17 protein-coding genes and 1 tRNA gene are annotated in these 16422 nt (G+C 34.2%); 8 read left to right on the top strand and 10 right to left on the bottom strand.

Features of this window, described 5'->3' with window-relative positions; genetic code table 11:
- Positions 1-262 precede the first annotated feature (262 nt).
- The 8 genes from OO775_RS06895 to OO775_RS06860 all read left to right on the top strand — a co-directional run bounded on the left by OO775_RS06895 (position 263) and on the right by OO775_RS06860 (position 7806).
- Positions 263-1306, top strand: coding sequence for a carbohydrate binding domain-containing protein (locus tag OO775_RS06895; protein ID WP_264846348.1), 1044 nt, complete (start codon positions 263-265; stop codon positions 1304-1306).
- Between the two features lie 189 nt (positions 1307-1495).
- A complete protein-coding gene (locus OO775_RS06890; protein WP_264846347.1) occupies positions 1496-2410 on the top strand; it encodes a hypothetical protein in 915 nt (304 codons plus the stop codon).
- A gap of 232 nt (positions 2411-2642) precedes the next feature.
- Positions 2643-2924, top strand: coding sequence for a hypothetical protein (locus OO775_RS06885; protein ID WP_264846346.1), 282 nt, complete (start codon positions 2643-2645; stop codon positions 2922-2924).
- A complete protein-coding gene (locus tag OO775_RS06880) occupies positions 2921-4138 on the top strand; it encodes a leucine-rich repeat domain-containing protein (protein WP_264846345.1) in 1218 nt (405 codons plus the stop codon). Before OO775_RS06885 ends, OO775_RS06880 begins: the two co-directional genes overlap by 4 nt.
- A gap of 9 nt (positions 4139-4147) precedes the next feature.
- Positions 4148-5455, top strand: a complete 1308-nt coding sequence (locus OO775_RS06875) for a hypothetical protein (RefSeq protein WP_264846344.1) — start codon at positions 4148-4150, stop codon at positions 5453-5455.
- A gap of 404 nt (positions 5456-5859) precedes the next feature.
- Entirely contained in the window at positions 5860-6324 is a 465-nt protein-coding gene (locus OO775_RS06870) for a copper resistance protein NlpE (RefSeq protein ID WP_264846343.1), read from the top strand.
- A 125-nt stretch (positions 6325-6449) separates the two neighbouring features.
- Positions 6450-6523: transfer RNA gene (locus OO775_RS06865), tRNA-Met, on the top strand.
- Between the two features lie 56 nt (positions 6524-6579).
- Complete coding sequence (locus OO775_RS06860; RefSeq protein ID WP_264846342.1) at positions 6580-7806, top strand: tyrosine-type recombinase/integrase; 1227 nt, start codon at positions 6580-6582, stop codon at positions 7804-7806.
- A gap of 3 nt (positions 7807-7809) precedes the next feature.
- On the opposite strand, the gene OO775_RS06855 is transcribed toward OO775_RS06860, so the two are convergent.
- The 10 genes from OO775_RS06855 to OO775_RS06810 form a co-directional block, all read right to left on the bottom strand.
- Positions 7810-9546, bottom strand: a complete 1737-nt coding sequence (locus OO775_RS06855; protein ID WP_264846341.1) for a hypothetical protein — start codon at positions 9544-9546, stop codon at positions 7810-7812.
- Positions 9547-9548: 2 nt separating this feature from the next.
- Positions 9549-10502 carry a hypothetical protein gene (locus OO775_RS06850; protein ID WP_264846340.1) on the bottom strand — a complete coding sequence of 318 codons (954 nt, stop codon included), beginning with the start codon at positions 10500-10502 and terminating at the stop codon, positions 9549-9551.
- A 14-nt stretch (positions 10503-10516) separates the two neighbouring features.
- A complete protein-coding gene (locus tag OO775_RS06845; protein ID WP_264846339.1) occupies positions 10517-11365 on the bottom strand; it encodes a hypothetical protein in 849 nt (282 codons plus the stop codon).
- Positions 11349-11738 carry a hypothetical protein gene (locus tag OO775_RS06840; RefSeq protein ID WP_264846338.1) on the bottom strand — a complete coding sequence of 130 codons (390 nt, stop codon included), beginning with the start codon at positions 11736-11738 and terminating at the stop codon, positions 11349-11351. The genes OO775_RS06845 and OO775_RS06840 overlap by 17 nt, the downstream gene beginning before the upstream one ends.
- Positions 11735-12229, bottom strand: coding sequence for a hypothetical protein (locus tag OO775_RS06835; RefSeq protein WP_264846337.1), 495 nt, complete (start codon positions 12227-12229; stop codon positions 11735-11737). Before OO775_RS06835 ends, OO775_RS06840 begins: the two co-directional genes overlap by 4 nt.
- Positions 12230-12284: 55 nt before the next feature.
- Positions 12285-13367, bottom strand: coding sequence for a coiled-coil domain-containing protein (locus tag OO775_RS06830; protein ID WP_264846336.1), 1083 nt, complete (start codon positions 13365-13367; stop codon positions 12285-12287).
- Positions 13360-15615, bottom strand: a complete 2256-nt coding sequence (locus OO775_RS06825) for a phage tail tape measure protein (RefSeq protein ID WP_264846335.1) — start codon at positions 15613-15615, stop codon at positions 13360-13362. The genes OO775_RS06830 and OO775_RS06825 overlap by 8 nt, the downstream gene beginning before the upstream one ends.
- A gap of 17 nt (positions 15616-15632) precedes the next feature.
- Positions 15633-15878, bottom strand: coding sequence for a hypothetical protein (locus tag OO775_RS06820; RefSeq protein ID WP_264846334.1), 246 nt, complete (start codon positions 15876-15878; stop codon positions 15633-15635).
- A 63-nt stretch (positions 15879-15941) separates the two neighbouring features.
- Complete coding sequence (locus tag OO775_RS06815; RefSeq protein WP_264846333.1) at positions 15942-16112, bottom strand: hypothetical protein; 171 nt, start codon at positions 16110-16112, stop codon at positions 15942-15944.
- A gap of 13 nt (positions 16113-16125) precedes the next feature.
- Positions 16126-16383 carry a hypothetical protein gene (locus tag OO775_RS06810; RefSeq protein WP_264846332.1) on the bottom strand — a complete coding sequence of 86 codons (258 nt, stop codon included), beginning with the start codon at positions 16381-16383 and terminating at the stop codon, positions 16126-16128.
- Positions 16384-16422 lie beyond the last annotated feature (39 nt).

Below are 16422 nucleotides of genomic sequence, written 5' to 3'. Positions count from 1 at the left end.
TAAAAATCATCAGGGATAGAGTGTTTCCCTACTGGAGAAGGATAAAAATTATTAGGGATAGAGTATGTCCCTGATAAAAAACAATAAAAAATAGATAATTTAAAAAGTTTTTATGGTTTTTTAGAAAGAAAACAAAATGATAGATGAGTTAAATCATCTGGAATGAATAAATTTTTTGATGAGATTTTATTTAATTCATAAAACTTTATTAAGAAATTAAAAACAATAAAATAATATCAAACAGATATAAATAGAAAAAGAGATGAAATACAGATTATTCATACTATTTTTAATGGTGGGGTTGGTTGCCCAAGCACAAAGTAATTTAGTCCCTAACGGAGGGTTTGAAGAAGGAAGTTCGAGCAGACCTGATAATTGGTATTTTCCTAATGGATTTGCTTATCAGCGGTCTTCCGATGCACATTCGGGAAGTTATGCTGCTAAAATTTATGCTAATGCAGGAACTTTTTATCTTCGTCAAGAAGGAGAGACAAATGTAATTGATGTAGAGGCAAATGCACAATACGTTTTGTCATATTGGTATAAAGGAGACGTACCTGCCCAAAATATGGAGCTTTATGTATCTTGGTTTGATGGAAATAACAGAATAAAGAGGGAAGCTCTCGGAAAGGTTTCTTTTACAAGCCAATGGCAAAAACGAGAAGTTACGCTTACCGTTCCTGTTGGGATTAACAAAATGGGAATTGCTTTTTATGTATCGCAAAGTAGTGGTTTCATTAGCATTGATGATATTTCGTTGGTTTATCAGGGCAATGGTGGCGGTGGAGGTGTTTCAGTTCCAACAGGAGTTTCTGTTAGAGGATATCAGCGAGAAATTGAAGTAAGATGGGACAAAGAAGTTGACAAACGGCTGCAATGGGAGGTTTTTGTTAATAATCAATCCGTAGGAAAGTCTCAAACAAATCAATATTTGATTACTGGTTTGGAACCTCAGAAAAGTTATAAAATAAAAGTTCGTGCCTTAAAAGGAGTTGAATTTTCTGACTTTTCAAAAGAGATAAATGCGATTACTAGCAATATGATAAGAAGTCAAAATGATATGGAACGTGTTCCGCATTTGCGTACTCTTAACATTGATGGAGAATGTCCTCAAACAATCGACCTATATTATAATGATTTGGCGAACAAAAATGCAAAAATCCAGTATTTTATAAACTCAAAACAGGTATTTCCGACCAATAATCAGCTTACTTTTCCTAAAAAAGGGAAGCAAACGCTAAAAATCATCATCGAAGAGACTCCAAATATGAAGTGGGAGTTGGATTATTACTTAGATGTGAAGTAAAATCATTTACATTTTGTAAATAGAAAAGATGATATAGAGAAAAGTAAGTAATTTTTGTCAGGCTGAGCAAAGTCGCGAAAGCGAGTATGTGTATCGAAGCCTTATAATGACGAGGCTTCGACTTCGCTCAGCCTGACATCGAAAGAAATTGTAATGCAATTGATATTTTTAAAAGTAAATAATGTTATTATGAAACATACTATAATAATGAGTTTGTTAGCTGTTTTTATGGGATTGATGTCTTGTGAAAAAGAAAACAAAGATGAGTATCCAGAAATTAAAATAGGGAAGGGGAGTGAGTCGCTCAAAGAGATTTCTATAAATAAACTTACTGAAAGAAAGATTGTTTTATCAGGAGGGAATGAGAAATTTTTGGCAAACGTTGAAAATTCAAAACTCGCTCAGGTAACTATTCATAAAGACACGCTGAAAATTAAAGGATTGCTTGAAGGAGAAACTTTTGCTACTATTACTTCTCATGATAGAAAAGTATATCTTAAAATAAATGTAATTCCGCAAGAGATAAGCATCAGCCAGGATTTTGTTAGATTGTTTCCTCGAGACGAAAGTAAATTTATTAGTTTAACAGGTGGAGGTGATATTGTCAATTTAAAGATTGATGATCCTGACGAAATTTTAGATGTTAAATGGAATGGTCGTACCAATATCTTAGAAATAAAAGCTCTGAATGAAGGTGAAGCCACCATTACGGCTATTTCGAAAAATGTAGAGCCCAAAAAGCTCAAGATATTAGTACAGTCGGAAGGAATTGCAGACAAGATAGGTTATTATAATAGTTCATCACGTACACTTTTATATATAAAACCTAAAATGGTGATAAAACAACCTAATGGAGGAATTGTTTTATCTCATAGTATGAATCCATATGGCTTTTTTGAAGGATTTATACAACGAAGTGCCGTACGCGTTTCTCATATTGCTAATCCTCAAAAAAAACAAAACGTTCGAGTAGAAATAAAATCGTATCCATATCCTGACAGTTTTTCAGTAAAGACAGGAACATATTCTGTTTATATTGAAGAAGTTCGTGATACAAATTTTGTAATTCGTGGGAAAGGATTTAAGTTCGTTCTTCCTAAATAGAGTTTGTTTCATAATAATTACGTGTTTTATAATAGAGCATTTGTAAGGTCTGAGACTTTATGAATGCTCTTTTTTTGGTTTGGAAGATAGGAAATTAGGAGATAAAATCTTGTATTTGCTATATTTTTTAGTTAATACAAATTATTTATAAAAAAAATTATCAAATTGTTATTTTTATTCAGTTTAAATAATTATATTTGCACTCTCAATAATTAACTAATTTTATTATCAAATGAAAAAAATACAATTTATTTTAGGGCTAATGATTACATTAGCAATGTTCGTTTCTTGTGGAAAAGATAACAATAAAGTAGAAGAACCACCTGTTGTTCACGAAATCAAGGTGGAGAATGATGCTCTAACTATTTTAGAGGGAGAGAGCAAAACCATAAAAATTGTTTCAGGAAATGGAGGTTACCAACTTAAATCGGATAATGATAACGTAGCGGTTACTGAAAAAGAGGGAGTAATTACCATTACGGGACAAAAGCAGGGAAAAGTAATATTTCCGTGACCGATAGCAAAGGAAAGAAAGTTTCTATCAGTGTTACTATCAACGCATTAGTTTTGGATAAAGTGGAAGTTTCTCTTCAAAAAGCTGAAAAAGCAACAATTGTAATACAATCAGGAAGTGGAACGTATTCAGTAGCTTCTGATAACGAACCTGTTGCAACTGCCGAGCTTTCAGGAACAAATATTACCATCACAGCTATTGCCGATGGTACAGCTACAATAACCGTTACTGATACCAAAACCAATAAGGCACAACACGTTAAGGTAATCGTAAAAACGCCTATTCCAGAAAGTTATTATCAATTGAGTAACGATAAAGAAACCTTGGTAAAATGGCTTGACGAAGAACTTACAACTCTTGATATGGAAAATGACCCAGTGCTAAGCAAGGTAACTTCCATCGGAGCAAGAGCTTTTTTAGGTTCAAAAATAGCGAATATTACTTTACCTAAAGGACTGAAAACCATAAAAGAACGTGCTTTTGAAAATTCTCCATTAATATCATTAGTGATTCCAGAAGGGGTAACTACCATAGAGGGCAGTGCTTTTTATAGTTGTAAAGTATTAGTAACCATCACATTACCTCAAACACTAACAAAAATGGGAGAATCAGTATTCAAATCCTGTCATAAACTTAACAATGTGGTTATTCCTGACGGAGTAAAACAATTGAAATCAGATGCTTTTTCAGACTGTAGAGAGTTGACTACCATTACATTATCAAATCAATTAACTCATATAGGAGATACCGCTTTTAATGGATGCGGAAAATTGGCTTCTATTGAACTGCCTGGAACCCTTGAAGAAATTGGAATATCTGCTTTTTCAGATTGTAAAGCCTTAACAAGTGTCACAATTCCAAACAAGGTTACTAAATTATCAGCCACTCTTTTCTGGGATTGCAGTAATCTTACTTCAGTAACCATAGGAGAAGGAGTTACAACCATTGAGGAACAAGCCTTTTTAAGTTGTACAAAACTGACCTCTATTACCATTCCAATTAAAGTAACCAATATGGGGGAAAATATTTTCTCAGGTTGTGAGAGTTTGGTTTCTATTACGATGAAACCTGTAATGCCTCCTACATTAGAAGGTTCGTTGTACAATGATGAATTGGCTGCTTTTAAGCATATTTATGTTCCTGTAGCACGTGTAGATGATTACAAAAATGCAGAAGTTTGGAGCGATTATGAAGATAAAATAACAAGTAAATAATTTATTATAATGAAGAAAATAGGTTTATTATTAGGACTAACCAGTATAGGATTAGTAGGGACAATCTCTTGTAGCAAAGATGATAACAAGCAGGTGGAGCAGCCTGTAAAAAATTTAACAATTGATAAGAGCGAAGTGGGGCTTTTGGTGGGAATTTCTGAAATTGTTAGCATTACTGATGGGAATGGAGGATATAGTGTAAAGTCATCTGACGAAAGCAAAGTAACTGCTTCTGTCAAAGCAAATCAAGTTACCATAGAGGCAAAAGCGGAAGGACAAGCAACCGTAACAATTACCGACAGCAAAGAAAAAAGCGTTGTAATCAAAGTAAATGTTTGGAAGTCAATTGCTTTAGATAATAAGAGCATTGCAATAAAAATAGGAGAAACCAGAGATATAAACATTCTCTCGGGAGAAGGACCTTTTTCAGCTGTATCAAAAGACAAAGCCATAGCAGAAGCTACTATAAAAGATAAAATAATCATTATCACAGGCGTAGCAGTAGGAATAACGCAAGTAGAAGTTACTGACACTAAGACAAATAAGATTGAGACAATAGGAGTAAGTGTTGCGGCATCCGGATTAGTAGTATCGTCAGAGACATTGGTAATTACTGAGAAAGGAACAAAAACAATAAATATTATTTCAGGTTCAGGCAGTTATGAAGTTACTTCTTCAATGCCAGAAATTGTTTCTATTAGCTTAGCAAGTAACACTATCACAGTGCAAGGTCTTAAAAAAGGAGAAGCAAACATTACCCTCAAAGATACACAAAGTAATCAGACCAAAGTGATTACTGTAAAAGTAGTGGAAAAATTAGATATTGGACGAAAAAATCTTACCGTAACACAGGGCGAAGAAGAAACCACGCAGATATATTCAGGTGAACCTACGATTTTCACTTCGCATGACCCGACGATAGTCACCGCAAGAGCGGCAAAAGATGGATACGGCGATTATTACATCTATGTACGCGGATTAAAAGCAGGAAGCACTACAATTGAAGTTTCTGACGGCGATACGTCTTATACTTTAAATGTTATTGTAGAAAAAGCACCTGATTTGGCTTTCGTAGGAAGTTCAGCAACTCGTAATTTTTTAGTAGGAACTTACCCAAGTGCAGTTTCTATTACAGGAAGTGGTGATTTTACCTTTAGCAGTTCAGATAAAAGTGTAGCCATTGTAGAGTTAGATTCTTTTTCGTTTGAAAAGAAATATTTCCTTAATATTAACGCCAAAAAAGCAGGTACCGCTAATGTAACGATAACAGATAAACTTTCTGGGCAATCGATAGTACTTACTATCAATGTAGAATAAATAGTCTTCTGGACGATTATAATATTCAAGATTTTTTAAATCTGTAAATGGTTTATTTTACAATTAAATAAGCTAAAAATATTATTTTGATAGCAAAAAAGTAATAAAAAATCAATTTTTGAGGCAAAAAATGACAATTTAACACCTCCGGATTTTAACTAATAGAGGCGATGAGAACGTACAAAGTGAAACATAATAGTTTGAAACAAAAAAATATACTTTTTTATCAGTTTGTAAGACACTTATTTAATACTTAACAAAATAAAAATTCACTTAACGAAAATAAAATCAATTTATTAGATGTCTTTGTAATAAATTTAGAAGAGTTTTATAAAAAGAATATACATTTTTGGCATAATTATTGATGTGTTTTTTTAAGTTTATGATTAAAAAAAATTGATTGTATGAAAAAAATTTTTGTTACCCTAAGTGTAGTTGCTCTTATGATGGGAGCTTGCAACAATGCAAACAAAGCAAAAGAAGTTGCTGAACAATCTATGGAAAATGCTGAAATAGCAGTAAGCAAAACTATGGAAAAAATAGAAAACACTCTCAAAGTAGATGGCTTTGAAGGTTCTTATGAAGGAACTCTTCCTTGTGCAGATTGTGAAGGAATTAAAACAACTTTAAAATTGAATAGCGATGATACCTATGAATTGACTCAAGAATACTTGGGTAAAAAAGAGGTATTAAAAGACACTTACAAAGGAAAATTCTCTTGGACTATAGGAGGTATAATCACTTTAGATGGTATTAAAGATATGTCCGCTCTGTACAAAGTTGAAAAGGACAAAGTATTATACTTAGATATTGAAGGGAATATTATAACTAGTGAACTTGCTGAGAATTATATTTTGAAAAAGAAATAAAACTTCTAATATTCAAAGTCTTCTATAAAACTCTGTTGAAAAACAGAGTTTTTTTTGAAATATTTTTATCTAAAATTTGGTAGATTAAAAAAAAAAATGTAATTTTGCGTTCGCAAATAAGATTTGGCGAGGTAGCTCAGGTGGTTAGAGCGTTGGATTCATAACCCAAAGGTCGGGGGTTCAAGTCCCCCCTTCGCTACGAAAATATAAATAATTGAAAAAGAGTGATTTGTATGTTTAAATCACTCTTTTTTTATGTCTGATTTTTACAACAAATTAAAAAACGCATACGAAACCGAATACACTAACGCATACGCTATGACAAACAGAGGTCTATATACTACGCCCAAAATTTATGATGCTAATGGCGATTTATCTAAGCGTTGGTATGTGTATTTTTCCTTTCGAAATCCTAAAACGGGATTGATGGAGCGACAAACTCCCATATATTTAGGAGTTAATCGAAAATATAAAAAATTTTTCGAAAGAAAAGAAGCTATTAAAGTACTTCGAGATGCACTTGAAAAGGCATTGGCTAAAGGTACTATCAATCCTTACGAAAACACCTATAATGAAAGTAAAATCATTGGTATTGAACAAGCCTTTGAATTGGCTTTAAAAAACGCACAAGCCACAATGAGAGAAAGCTCCTTCAAAGATTATAAATACAGATTGAAATTATTTGAAAAATGGCTTACCTCCAATGCTTTCTATGGGCGTTCTGTACAATCCATTACTAAGAAAACGATACTGAATTTTCTTAATGATGTGTTGGAGCATACAAGCCCAAAAAATAGGAATAATACACGTTCAAGTCTATCAATCTTCTTTAAATATTTGGAAGATAACGAGTATATTCCCGAAAACTTTGTTACTAAAATCAAGGTATTAAAAGCTAAGCCTGAGCGTAATAAAACTTATACAAAAACGCAAGAAGAAAGCATTTTTACTCTTTTGGAACAGAAAGACAAAGCCCTTTTGCTGTTTGTGAAATTTGTATCATATAACTTTTTGCGCCCAATAGAAGTATGCCGCTTGCAGGTAAAAGATATTGATTTTGTTGATGCTAAACTGAATGTTCGAGCCAAAAATAAATTGGTTAAAATTAAAATTATCCCCGAAATACTTTTTAAAGATATTCAGTATTTGAAAGATGAAAATCCTGAGTTTTTCATTTTTGCTCCGAATGGTGTAGGCGAATGGGATACTGCTGAAACCAACAAACGAGATTATTGGAGCAAGCGATTTAAAAAAGTAAAAGAAGAATTGGGCTTGGGCAAAGATTATGGTTTGTATTCCTTTCGACATACATATATTACGAAATTGTATCAAGAGTTGCGCAAAAAATATTCTCCCTTTCAATCCAAATCAGAATTGATGCTCATCACTGGACATACAACCATTACGGCATTAGAAAAGTATCTTCGGGACATTGATGCCGAACTTCCCGAAGATTATAGTCATTTACTTTCGGTAAAGTAATTATTATTTTACGATTTCCGTAACCAATTCGACTTGATACATTTGTTGGTCTATTACGTTTTTAGTAATTTCTTTTATCCAAAGTTTTTGCCCATAAGCATAGAGTGTGTCACGAATATTGATATGCCGAATTGCATTTTTTTTGCAAATGAAACTCCATTTGAGTTCCGAACTATCAATTCTCATTTTAAACCAATCTGCCCAGATACTAAGAATTTCAGGCAAATGCAATCCTGCGGGGTTTTGAGCTAAATTATCACCTTCGTAGAGTCCGTTGTAATAAATCAGACCTAAAACCGAAGTATCATCTTTTTTGATAGCAGCTGTAGGAACACCTCGATATGTTTCCACAGGCAAACAATATGCATTGATTTTCAGTGAAGTAGTTTCTTGTCCTGTGGATTTGTTCATTTTTATTTCGTTTTGGTCAATAAAAACGCTATTAAGTGGATAATTGTCCAATTCAACAAATGACAAATGGAAGCTTCGTTTATGATTAAAAACTCGGGTGGGCTGCTCTATTTCAAATGGACGAAAATCAACAAGCTGGCTTACCCAAGGTTTTACTCGATTCATAAAAACTTTGTTGCCAATAATTTCCAAATCATAGTTTTTCCAATTTTTCAACTGAGTAACCAATTCACCAAAAGTAATATCGGGAACATTATTTTGTAAGTTAATCTCGTTAAAATTATGAATTTCAAATGTTTTTGAACCATTATCAATATAAATCCGCTTTTGAAGTGTGCCATCAAAATATGTAATTTGCGTTGAATTTTGCACCCATATTTCTATTTTCAGTACACCGCCCCGAGTGTTATTATCAAAATTGATAAGCAAGTTAGCATCTAAGGTAGTGCTTTCGTAAATGCTAAAACCATTGACACTTATTTTTATTTTCCCTTTCCCTCCAACGGAAAGCAATCCATATAATTGATACTTTCCAACGTAGTTTATCGGAATTTCTTTATTAAAATAATATGTATTATCTACAAAACTTTCGTATTCTGAAGAACGAATCCGAATATCTGTTTTTTGGTCAGCACTTGAAGAAAAATCCTCGTTTATTGAAAAAATAACTCGTTGTTTGAAATCTTCATCTTCGAGTATATCGCCTGCTAATTTGTATCCAGCATCTGAAAACCCCACGGTTAATACGTGCAACAAATAAGGCATTGGGTGCATTATGTTTCGATTGACGTGCGGTGTAGTTTCATTCACTACAAATTGCCCGTTTTGCCTATCGTTTATAAATTGATTAAATCGTTCCCAACCTTTCTCGTCTGACTTGTGTTTGTTGTAAATAACTCTCGGAAAATTATAAGCAACTTCGGGATATTTTTTCCTGCAAACTTCGTTGGCGTGCGAGTAAATATTATTTACTTTTACCCTTTCAAAGGGCAATTCAGCAAGTTTTTTTTCAAAATTGGGCAATTCTTCAAATCCTGAATCAATTTGTGCTTGAACAAGATTTCCTTGTACTTCCAAGATTTCAAGCGTACCTTTATGTATTTTCCCTTCCACTACGTGGTATCCTTGGTGCTTTCCACTCAGATTGGTAACGTTCAAGCTGGTATAGTTACCTATTGTTGTACGCAAATCTTTGTCCATATAGAAGGAAAAAGGAAAAGAATACTTGGTAAAAAATGTATCTTTAAAACGAGGACTTTGCTCTACGTATGATATTTTAACACGGCGCAAATCCAACGCAAAATTTTCAGCCACAAAACAATCTCTCATAATTAGTCCTGATTTGATAATTGAAATTCAACAATAAAACTACGTATATTCTGCGAGGTGTCATATACAAGTGATTTTTTACTTATCGGAATAAGTCTTATCCATTTATCTTTAATATTGGCAAAGCACAAAGGAGAAACAATCAATTCGGTAAGCAGTTCGATTTCTTCTTCAAGTAACCACCCCGTATTGAGTTTAAGGGTTGTTTTTCGCTCTACGTGCGCTTTGAAGTCTTTGCCGTTGCGAATATGTTCCGAAATGGTATGGGTAATGTCTTCGTACTGCTCTAATTCTCCTGAAAATGAAAACCAATCAGGGCAGAAGTTTTGGTTTTGAAACAAAACATCAATCACTTGGGGAGCGTTGGTTATTGGGTGCAATTCTAATGATCCTTTTTTTATGATGTTCAATTCTCCAAAGGTTTTGTCGGCAACAAATCTACGAAAAGACATATTGACAACCATTTTTGATAGATTTATTTGCGTGGTATCTACTAAATTTCCAGCTATTTCACCCAATTTTCTACTTAGAAATTCTTCTTGCAATGCCGAAACACAAACGAGCGAATTTGTATAAGTACGGCGAATAGTTCCGTTGGTCAAATACGGATAAGCTTTGGGTTTTTTACCAGGCAAAAACCAAATAGTATTGAGTTTTTCGGTTTTGTAACTATTGCCCTTTTGGTCAATTTCTGTTAGTGTAATATCTGTTTTACAACTTTTGAACAAATTACTTGGTGAAACAATCGCCGTTTCATTGATTTGTAATTGTTCCAATGCCTCAATTTCTGCAAAAAAATCTTGTACTTCTTCTCCTGGATACAACGTAACTTCGTTATTGAAGAAAACATATTCATACGTTTGTTCTATGGTTTGTTCTTTTTTGTCATATCCTAAGAATACCATACTGAAATGTGCTCTGAGAAATTCTGCTTTTGGATTTTCTTTTCGTACCAAAATATGTTTTTTGTCTAAACAGAAGTATGCATTTGAGACATAAACTTAGAAAGTGTGTGCTTTCCAATGGGAATATCTTTAATATCAGAACCTTTTGTAACATTCATAATAATAACTGAAGGAACAGTTTGTTCTGCGAAACCTGTGAAAGCAGCAGCAATAATAGTATCATTATTTTGATAAGTAAGTATTATATCAGCATACAATCTGCGTATTTCAGGAAAATTATGACATGATACTTTAACCGAAGTATCGCCCAATAGTTCTTCTGTACTTTTTATATAGGTCAGATAGTATTCGTTTTTATCAGTAGTAATATATGGGTCAGTAATTTCTTCTTGTTTTACTTTTTCAATAATGATAGAAAACGAACGTTTACCTAAATCTTCTTCAATTCCGTTTTTGTTTGTAGCTACTACGGTACAGTCAATTTCTATTTCGTTTCGTCCTTCTTTGAGTAAATGGAAATTTTTATAAGAAACGCGAAAAGACACTGCTCCATCATTAGTAGCAGGAATATTTTTTAAATCTTTATCTGAATTAAGTTCGATGACATCTGGTGGTGTATAGCCGTGTGGATTACCTTTTACTATTTTGTAACGGAAATTTTTTAAGTGTTCATAATCAATCGCTTTATCATATTCAGGGAAAACAATCGTTACTAATTCCGAAGAAGGAACGGGAGTCTTCTCCGACCAACGCTTATAAATTGAAGTAGGAGAAAACCCCCAATTTCGTATAGGAACTTCATTCCACCAACATACTTTAATAAACTCTGTTAAATACCCTCCATTCGAAGTGGCAACACCTCTGGTTGTTATGTAATCACATTCCTGTTCTCGTTTTTTAAATTTTATACTCATAATCTATATATTTTATGTTATTGGTTTTATTATTGATTTTACGTGTATCATTTGCTCCTGCCCAAAATTCAAGAGTAACTGTACGAGTGTATAAAATAACACGTTCTTTTTCTATTTCTCTTACTTTATATTCAGGAAACCATTTTTGCAGATTAGTACGTAAATATCTCCATACAAAATAGTTCCGTACAACAAAGTCCAAGTCTTTAGGTTCGTAGTTTTTGGGCAAATATCCTGAAAACATTTTTGCTACTGAACCGCAGATAATTACATCGGTTGTTTTACCGAAAACGTCATTTACTTTGTTGAAAATAAAATCGCAGATTTCATTAACTACATCTTCTTCAAATATTTTTTCTTGCTGAAAATTCATTGTTTTGACTTGTTTTTCAGTTCTTCGTATTTTTTAATAGCATCGTGCATTTTTTTTCCGTTTTGAGCATCGGCAATAAGGAAGGCTTCAAGCCCTTCTCGGTCTATTTTTTCCATTATATCTGCCAAACGATGAAGTGCTTGGGTTAGTGCAGGATTTGTTTCGTCTTGCGCTCCTGCTATTACCGAAGTTGTATGCGTTGTATATCCTCCTTCTGCATAACCATTGCTATTACTCGCTGATGCTACTGCTCCCATTCTACGGTTTTCTAACCATTGAGCAATATTGGCTACTTGCGGGTCTTTAAGAAGCCACTCAGGAATAACATATTCATTTTTATGAACTACACCCGCTACTTCGTGGCCTGTTTCATCGGCAAAACCTAAACCTGATGTATAACCTCCTTGTGCGTAGCTTTGTCGTGCAGGAGGCTGTTGAGCTGATATAATCCCGATTTGTACGGCTCCAAGCGCTCCAACGATACCTGCCATTATGGGGACTAACGGAAAAGGAGCGGTCAAGGCTTGCGAAACAGCTACTGCCGTGTTACCCTATTGCCGAAAACAATCGTCCTGCTTTTTCGGCTTTAAATTGTTTTTCTTCAAGTTCAGCCTTTTTGTTAGCTGCATCAGTTTCCATTTGTTTGACGCTGTTGTAATATTGCTCTTGGGTAATTAGTCCGCTATTTAACTGATTTTCAAGTGTTCTTTTGCGCCTTTCTTGGTATGCTGTAAATTGTTTAAGTTCTTTTTCGTTGGCACTTCGTTGTGCTTCGGTAAACATGCTTCCTGCATTGGCAAGGGCTTGCATAGCCATATCAACGGCTTTGAGTTGTCCTTCGGTTGTATTCAGATTGTTAAAAACATCTTCCCATTGTCCTGCTGTAAAGCCCAAAACATCTACGTTTTCTGCTTCGGTGCCTTTTACAGAATTTATATTTTGCTCTTCACTATCACCATTTAGAGTGTTTTTAACCTGCACAAGTCCGTTTTTTACTTTGTCCAAGTCTTCCAAAAGTTTTTCAGTAGTTTCGCCCGAAGCATTTTTAAGTGCATCTGTCAGTAGTTGCTGTTGTATTTCAAGCGATTCCAAAGTTATTTCCAAAATTTCTTTATTGGCTTGTTTTTTCAGCTGTTTTTTTGCGTCTTCTAAGGTTTTTATTTTTGAAAGTTGCCCTTTATATCCTTGCTCTTCCAATTTTTGTTTGGCTTTATCTAATGTTTGGATTTCGGCAATTTCCAACTCTTGATCTGTTTTTAGCCGATTTATTCTTTTTTCATAGTCTTTGGTTTGCTTGTCAATTTGTTGTATCGAATATTTTTCGCGAACAACATTCAGTTCTCGTTGCAGGGTTTCTTCCAGTGTGATTTCTCTTTGATTGTTTTGTTCAATCAAAGATTGTTTTTGACTAATGGTTTTTTGATAGGCTTCGATAGCTCCTTGTACATCGCTCTTTTCAGCAACCGAAACGGAAGGGTCTTTAAGTTTTTGTTCGCCTTCTTGTATTTTCTGTTGTAAATCTTCTATCGAGCGTTGTATATCTTCGTTTTCTTGTTGTAATGCCAGTTTTTTCCGAGCGTATTTTACTTCAACTATCGAAAGTTGTTTATCGAGGCTTTCTTCAAGCAAAGCTGTACGTTCGTCTTGTAATTCTTGTTGTTTTTTTTGTAAATTCTCGTTCGGCTTTTAAAAGCTCATCTTGCGCTTTTTTGGAAACATTGTCGGTGTATTTAGAAGATTTTTTTCCATCTGATAGTAAAACCCACTTTCCATTTTTAAACACATAGGTTTTTCCGTTTTCCGTTTTTGTATCTCCTTCTTTGGGACTGTCATCTATGGGAGTGTCTCCTAAAACTAAATTTGGATTTTCTTCAACTAATTTTTTATATTCGTCTTCATCTTCGGTAATAGACTTTTTGAGTTTTCGCATTTCTGCATTTTTTTCAGCATAAAGAATATTAAGTGTTTTTTTTCGTTTTTGCAAAAAGGCTTCTACTTTTTCTAAACTATATCCTTGTTTTAGATATTCTTGCGCTCTTTCCTTTTCTTTTACCATTTGCTGGTCATAAGTTGCTTCTAAGTCTTTATCAAGTTCAGAACCTCCTACATTGAACATTTTTTGCCAAAATGTAACTTCTACATCTTTGTTTTTTGACATATCAGCTAACTTCGACTTGTTGGCATTCATACGTTCTTGCAATACCTGAGTCCGATATTTTTTCTCTAATGACTTGACATACTCGTCTATGGCTTTTTTTCCTTCAAGGGTCTTAATCTTGTCAATATCAAGTGTTTTAAAGTATTCAGGAGCTATTTCTTGGAGTTGTTTTAAGGCTCTTTCTTTGTCTTTTCGTGAAGTAATTTCGCTTTCTATAACTGCAACCAAGTCATTAACCTTTTGAACCTCACTTGCCATACGCTCATTTACTGCCGATTGCAATTCATTAGCTCGTTTTTGACTTTCGGCAGCTTCATCTACTTTATTTTTGAAAGCAGTATAAGCTACGATAGCCGTTGAAATAACTGCGAGAATAGCCCCCCAAGGGCTTAATTTTGTAGCAGTATTGAAAGAGTCCATCGCTTTTTTTGCTGCTCCAATTTGAAGTGTGAGTAATGAAAAAGCTACTCGTAGTGTAAGGATAAGACTGCGCCCAGCTATTGTTAGAGCGTGCCAAACTTTCGTTGCTGCATTATATAAAATGGTTTGTTGCCACGCTTCTTTTGTAGCAAGTGCAACTAACCACACGGCAGCACGATAAGAAACAGCTGCGGTTGTTACAACCAATAGTGTTTTTACAAGAAAACTTAATCTTGCTCGGAAACGTTCCATTCTGTTTCCTGCTTCGTTAACTATACCTGTAATGTATCCTACAATATTGGTTATCCAATTAAAAAATTCAGGAACTACACCATCGGTCAAAAATTCCTTAACAACACGCCCCATTTTTTCCCAAACAGCAGCAGCGTTTTCGTTCTTTTGGTTAAATTCGTTTTGAATAGAGGTAGCTTCTAACATTGATTTACTCGAAAGTTCCATCATTTCACGGAAGCGATTAGCATTATCTCCTGCCACTCCCAATGCTTTTTGCACCTCTTGTGTATTTAGTTTCAGACCGCTTAGCATTTTGGCTGATTGATCGGGTGATAGTCCTTTCATACTTTCTCCAAATTTGATAAAAAATTCTTCGGGTTTGGTACGAAATAAAGCGGTTGCTTCCTCGGTTGTTATTTTCATCTGCTTAGCAAAACCTTCTAAGTTTTTACCAGCGACCATTACAAATTTACTATAACCGCTCGAAGCAACCTGAGCGTCAATACCTGATTCTTCAAAGGCAGCTCCCAATCCCAAAGTTCGGTCAATAGCAGGTTTTAACGCATTGGGTAATTGCCCGATACGTGTTGCGAAATCGGTAATATTGCTTTCTGAGGCGGTTCCGTTAGCTCCCAACTCATTGAGTGCCGAACCGATTTCATTAAGAGCAGTTCCGTAATCGCTGTTTTTAGTTTCGTCAAAAAGGTTTTTGAGTTTGCCTACTTTGGTAGTTACTTCTTCCAATCCGCTCTGAAACGAATCGCCCAGAGCTACATAGATTTTGTCAATTTCTCGAGTAAATTCTTGTAGTTGTTCTTTGTCAGTAATTCCCAAACGTCCACCTATCTGAGCAATATTCATTAGCTCCAAACGAGAGGTTCTAGTATTGAATTTGCCAAATTCTTTCCAAAGCCCCTCGACTTCTTTCTGAGCCAAACCCGATGTTTTCTGTACATCGGTAACAGCATCGGAGATTTTTAGTAGATCGTTTATTAACGTTGTAGCTCCTCTCCAACCACCCCATAAACTACCTACGAAGGTTATAGCATTTCCTAACCCTCCCATCTTTTCTATAAAATTGTTTAGGATTCCTCCGCTTTTTTTATTTCAGTAGTAGTGGCTTGAATTTCTTGTTTTACTTTCTCAAAAGCAGTACGTGCCTTTTTGACTTGTTCTGCTTGATTGATAAACTCTTGTGTTCCTGGCGTGAGCTTGCGAAGTTCTTTTTCTAATTTTGCTGTTGTTGCCCGTAAGCTACTGAATGTATTTTCAACTTGTTTTCCGTTGATTATTAAAACGCCTTTGGTTGTTATTGTATTTTGTGCCATAAAAAAACAGATTGATAGGACAAATTTCCAAATCAATCTGTTTTTGTCAAAGGACATTATTTTTTAATTCTTATAATCAATGTTGGCAAAACATATAGCACCTATAACAATAATTGCAAGTACCAACAGAAATGTTTTCCAATAGAGATACAACAATCCTAATATAGGAACTATTAAAAAGATGGCGATATATCCTATTACAAAAGCTAATAGTAATGTTAATAAATCTTTCATAACTCAACAATTTTTAGATTAAAAAATCTCTTCTATACATAGTCCAAAGATACAACATTTTTTCATTATCAACAATAGTTAATTCATATTTGAATCCTAATTGTTGCATTACTTCAAACACATCGTGTTCGTCAATAGGTTTGGACGGAATGATGCCTTGTACCATTTCCAATATATCCGTAGTGCTTATTTGCATTTCATCTCCTTGTTCTTGTATCGGAGTGAAATAACGAAGCAACATTTGTTTTATTATTTCTTTATAATCTTCCATTGTATATTCCGCAAAACGAAAAATAAAATAATCTGTTTA

Source organism: Capnocytophaga catalasegens (assembly GCF_026005215.1).
Taxonomy (GTDB): domain Bacteria; phylum Bacteroidota; class Bacteroidia; order Flavobacteriales; family Flavobacteriaceae; genus Capnocytophaga; species Capnocytophaga catalasegens.
This window is presented reverse-complemented; position numbering and strand designations above follow the sequence as displayed.

Bases quoted from the DNA above. Each gene is read 5' to 3' on its own strand.
- OO775_RS06895 (WP_264846348.1), top strand. From the start codon at position 263: ATGAAATACAGATTATTCATACTATTTTTAATGGTGGGGTTGGTTGCC.
- OO775_RS06890 (WP_264846347.1), top strand. From the start codon at position 1,496: ATGAAACATACTATAATAATGAGTTTGTTAGCTGTTTTTATGGGATTG.
- OO775_RS06885 (WP_264846346.1), top strand. From the start codon at position 2,643: ATGAAAAAAATACAATTTATTTTAGGGCTAATGATTACATTAGCAATG.
- OO775_RS06875 (WP_264846344.1), top strand. From the start codon at position 4,148: ATGAAGAAAATAGGTTTATTATTAGGACTAACCAGTATAGGATTAGTA.
- OO775_RS06870 (WP_264846343.1), top strand. From the start codon at position 5,860: ATGAAAAAAATTTTTGTTACCCTAAGTGTAGTTGCTCTTATGATGGGA.
- OO775_RS06860 (WP_264846342.1), top strand. From the start codon at position 6,580: ATGTCTGATTTTTACAACAAATTAAAAAACGCATACGAAACCGAATAC.
- OO775_RS06855 (WP_264846341.1), bottom strand. From the start codon at position 9,546: ATGAGAGATTGTTTTGTGGCTGAAAATTTTGCGTTGGATTTGCGCCGT.
- OO775_RS06845 (WP_264846339.1), bottom strand. From the start codon at position 11,365: ATGAGTATAAAATTTAAAAAACGAGAACAGGAATGTGATTACATAACA.
- OO775_RS06840 (WP_264846338.1), bottom strand. From the start codon at position 11,738: ATGAATTTTCAGCAAGAAAAAATATTTGAAGAAGATGTAGTTAATGAA.
- OO775_RS06835 (WP_264846337.1), bottom strand. From the start codon at position 12,229: ATGGCAGGTATCGTTGGAGCGCTTGGAGCCGTACAAATCGGGATTATA.
- OO775_RS06825 (WP_264846335.1), bottom strand. From the start codon at position 15,615: ATGGGAGGGTTAGGAAATGCTATAACCTTCGTAGGTAGTTTATGGGGT.
- OO775_RS06820 (WP_264846334.1), bottom strand. From the start codon at position 15,878: ATGGCACAAAATACAATAACAACCAAAGGCGTTTTAATAATCAACGGA.
- OO775_RS06815 (WP_264846333.1), bottom strand. From the start codon at position 16,112: ATGAAAGATTTATTAACATTACTATTAGCTTTTGTAATAGGATATATC.
- OO775_RS06810 (WP_264846332.1), bottom strand. From the start codon at position 16,383: ATGGAAGATTATAAAGAAATAATAAAACAAATGTTGCTTCGTTATTTC.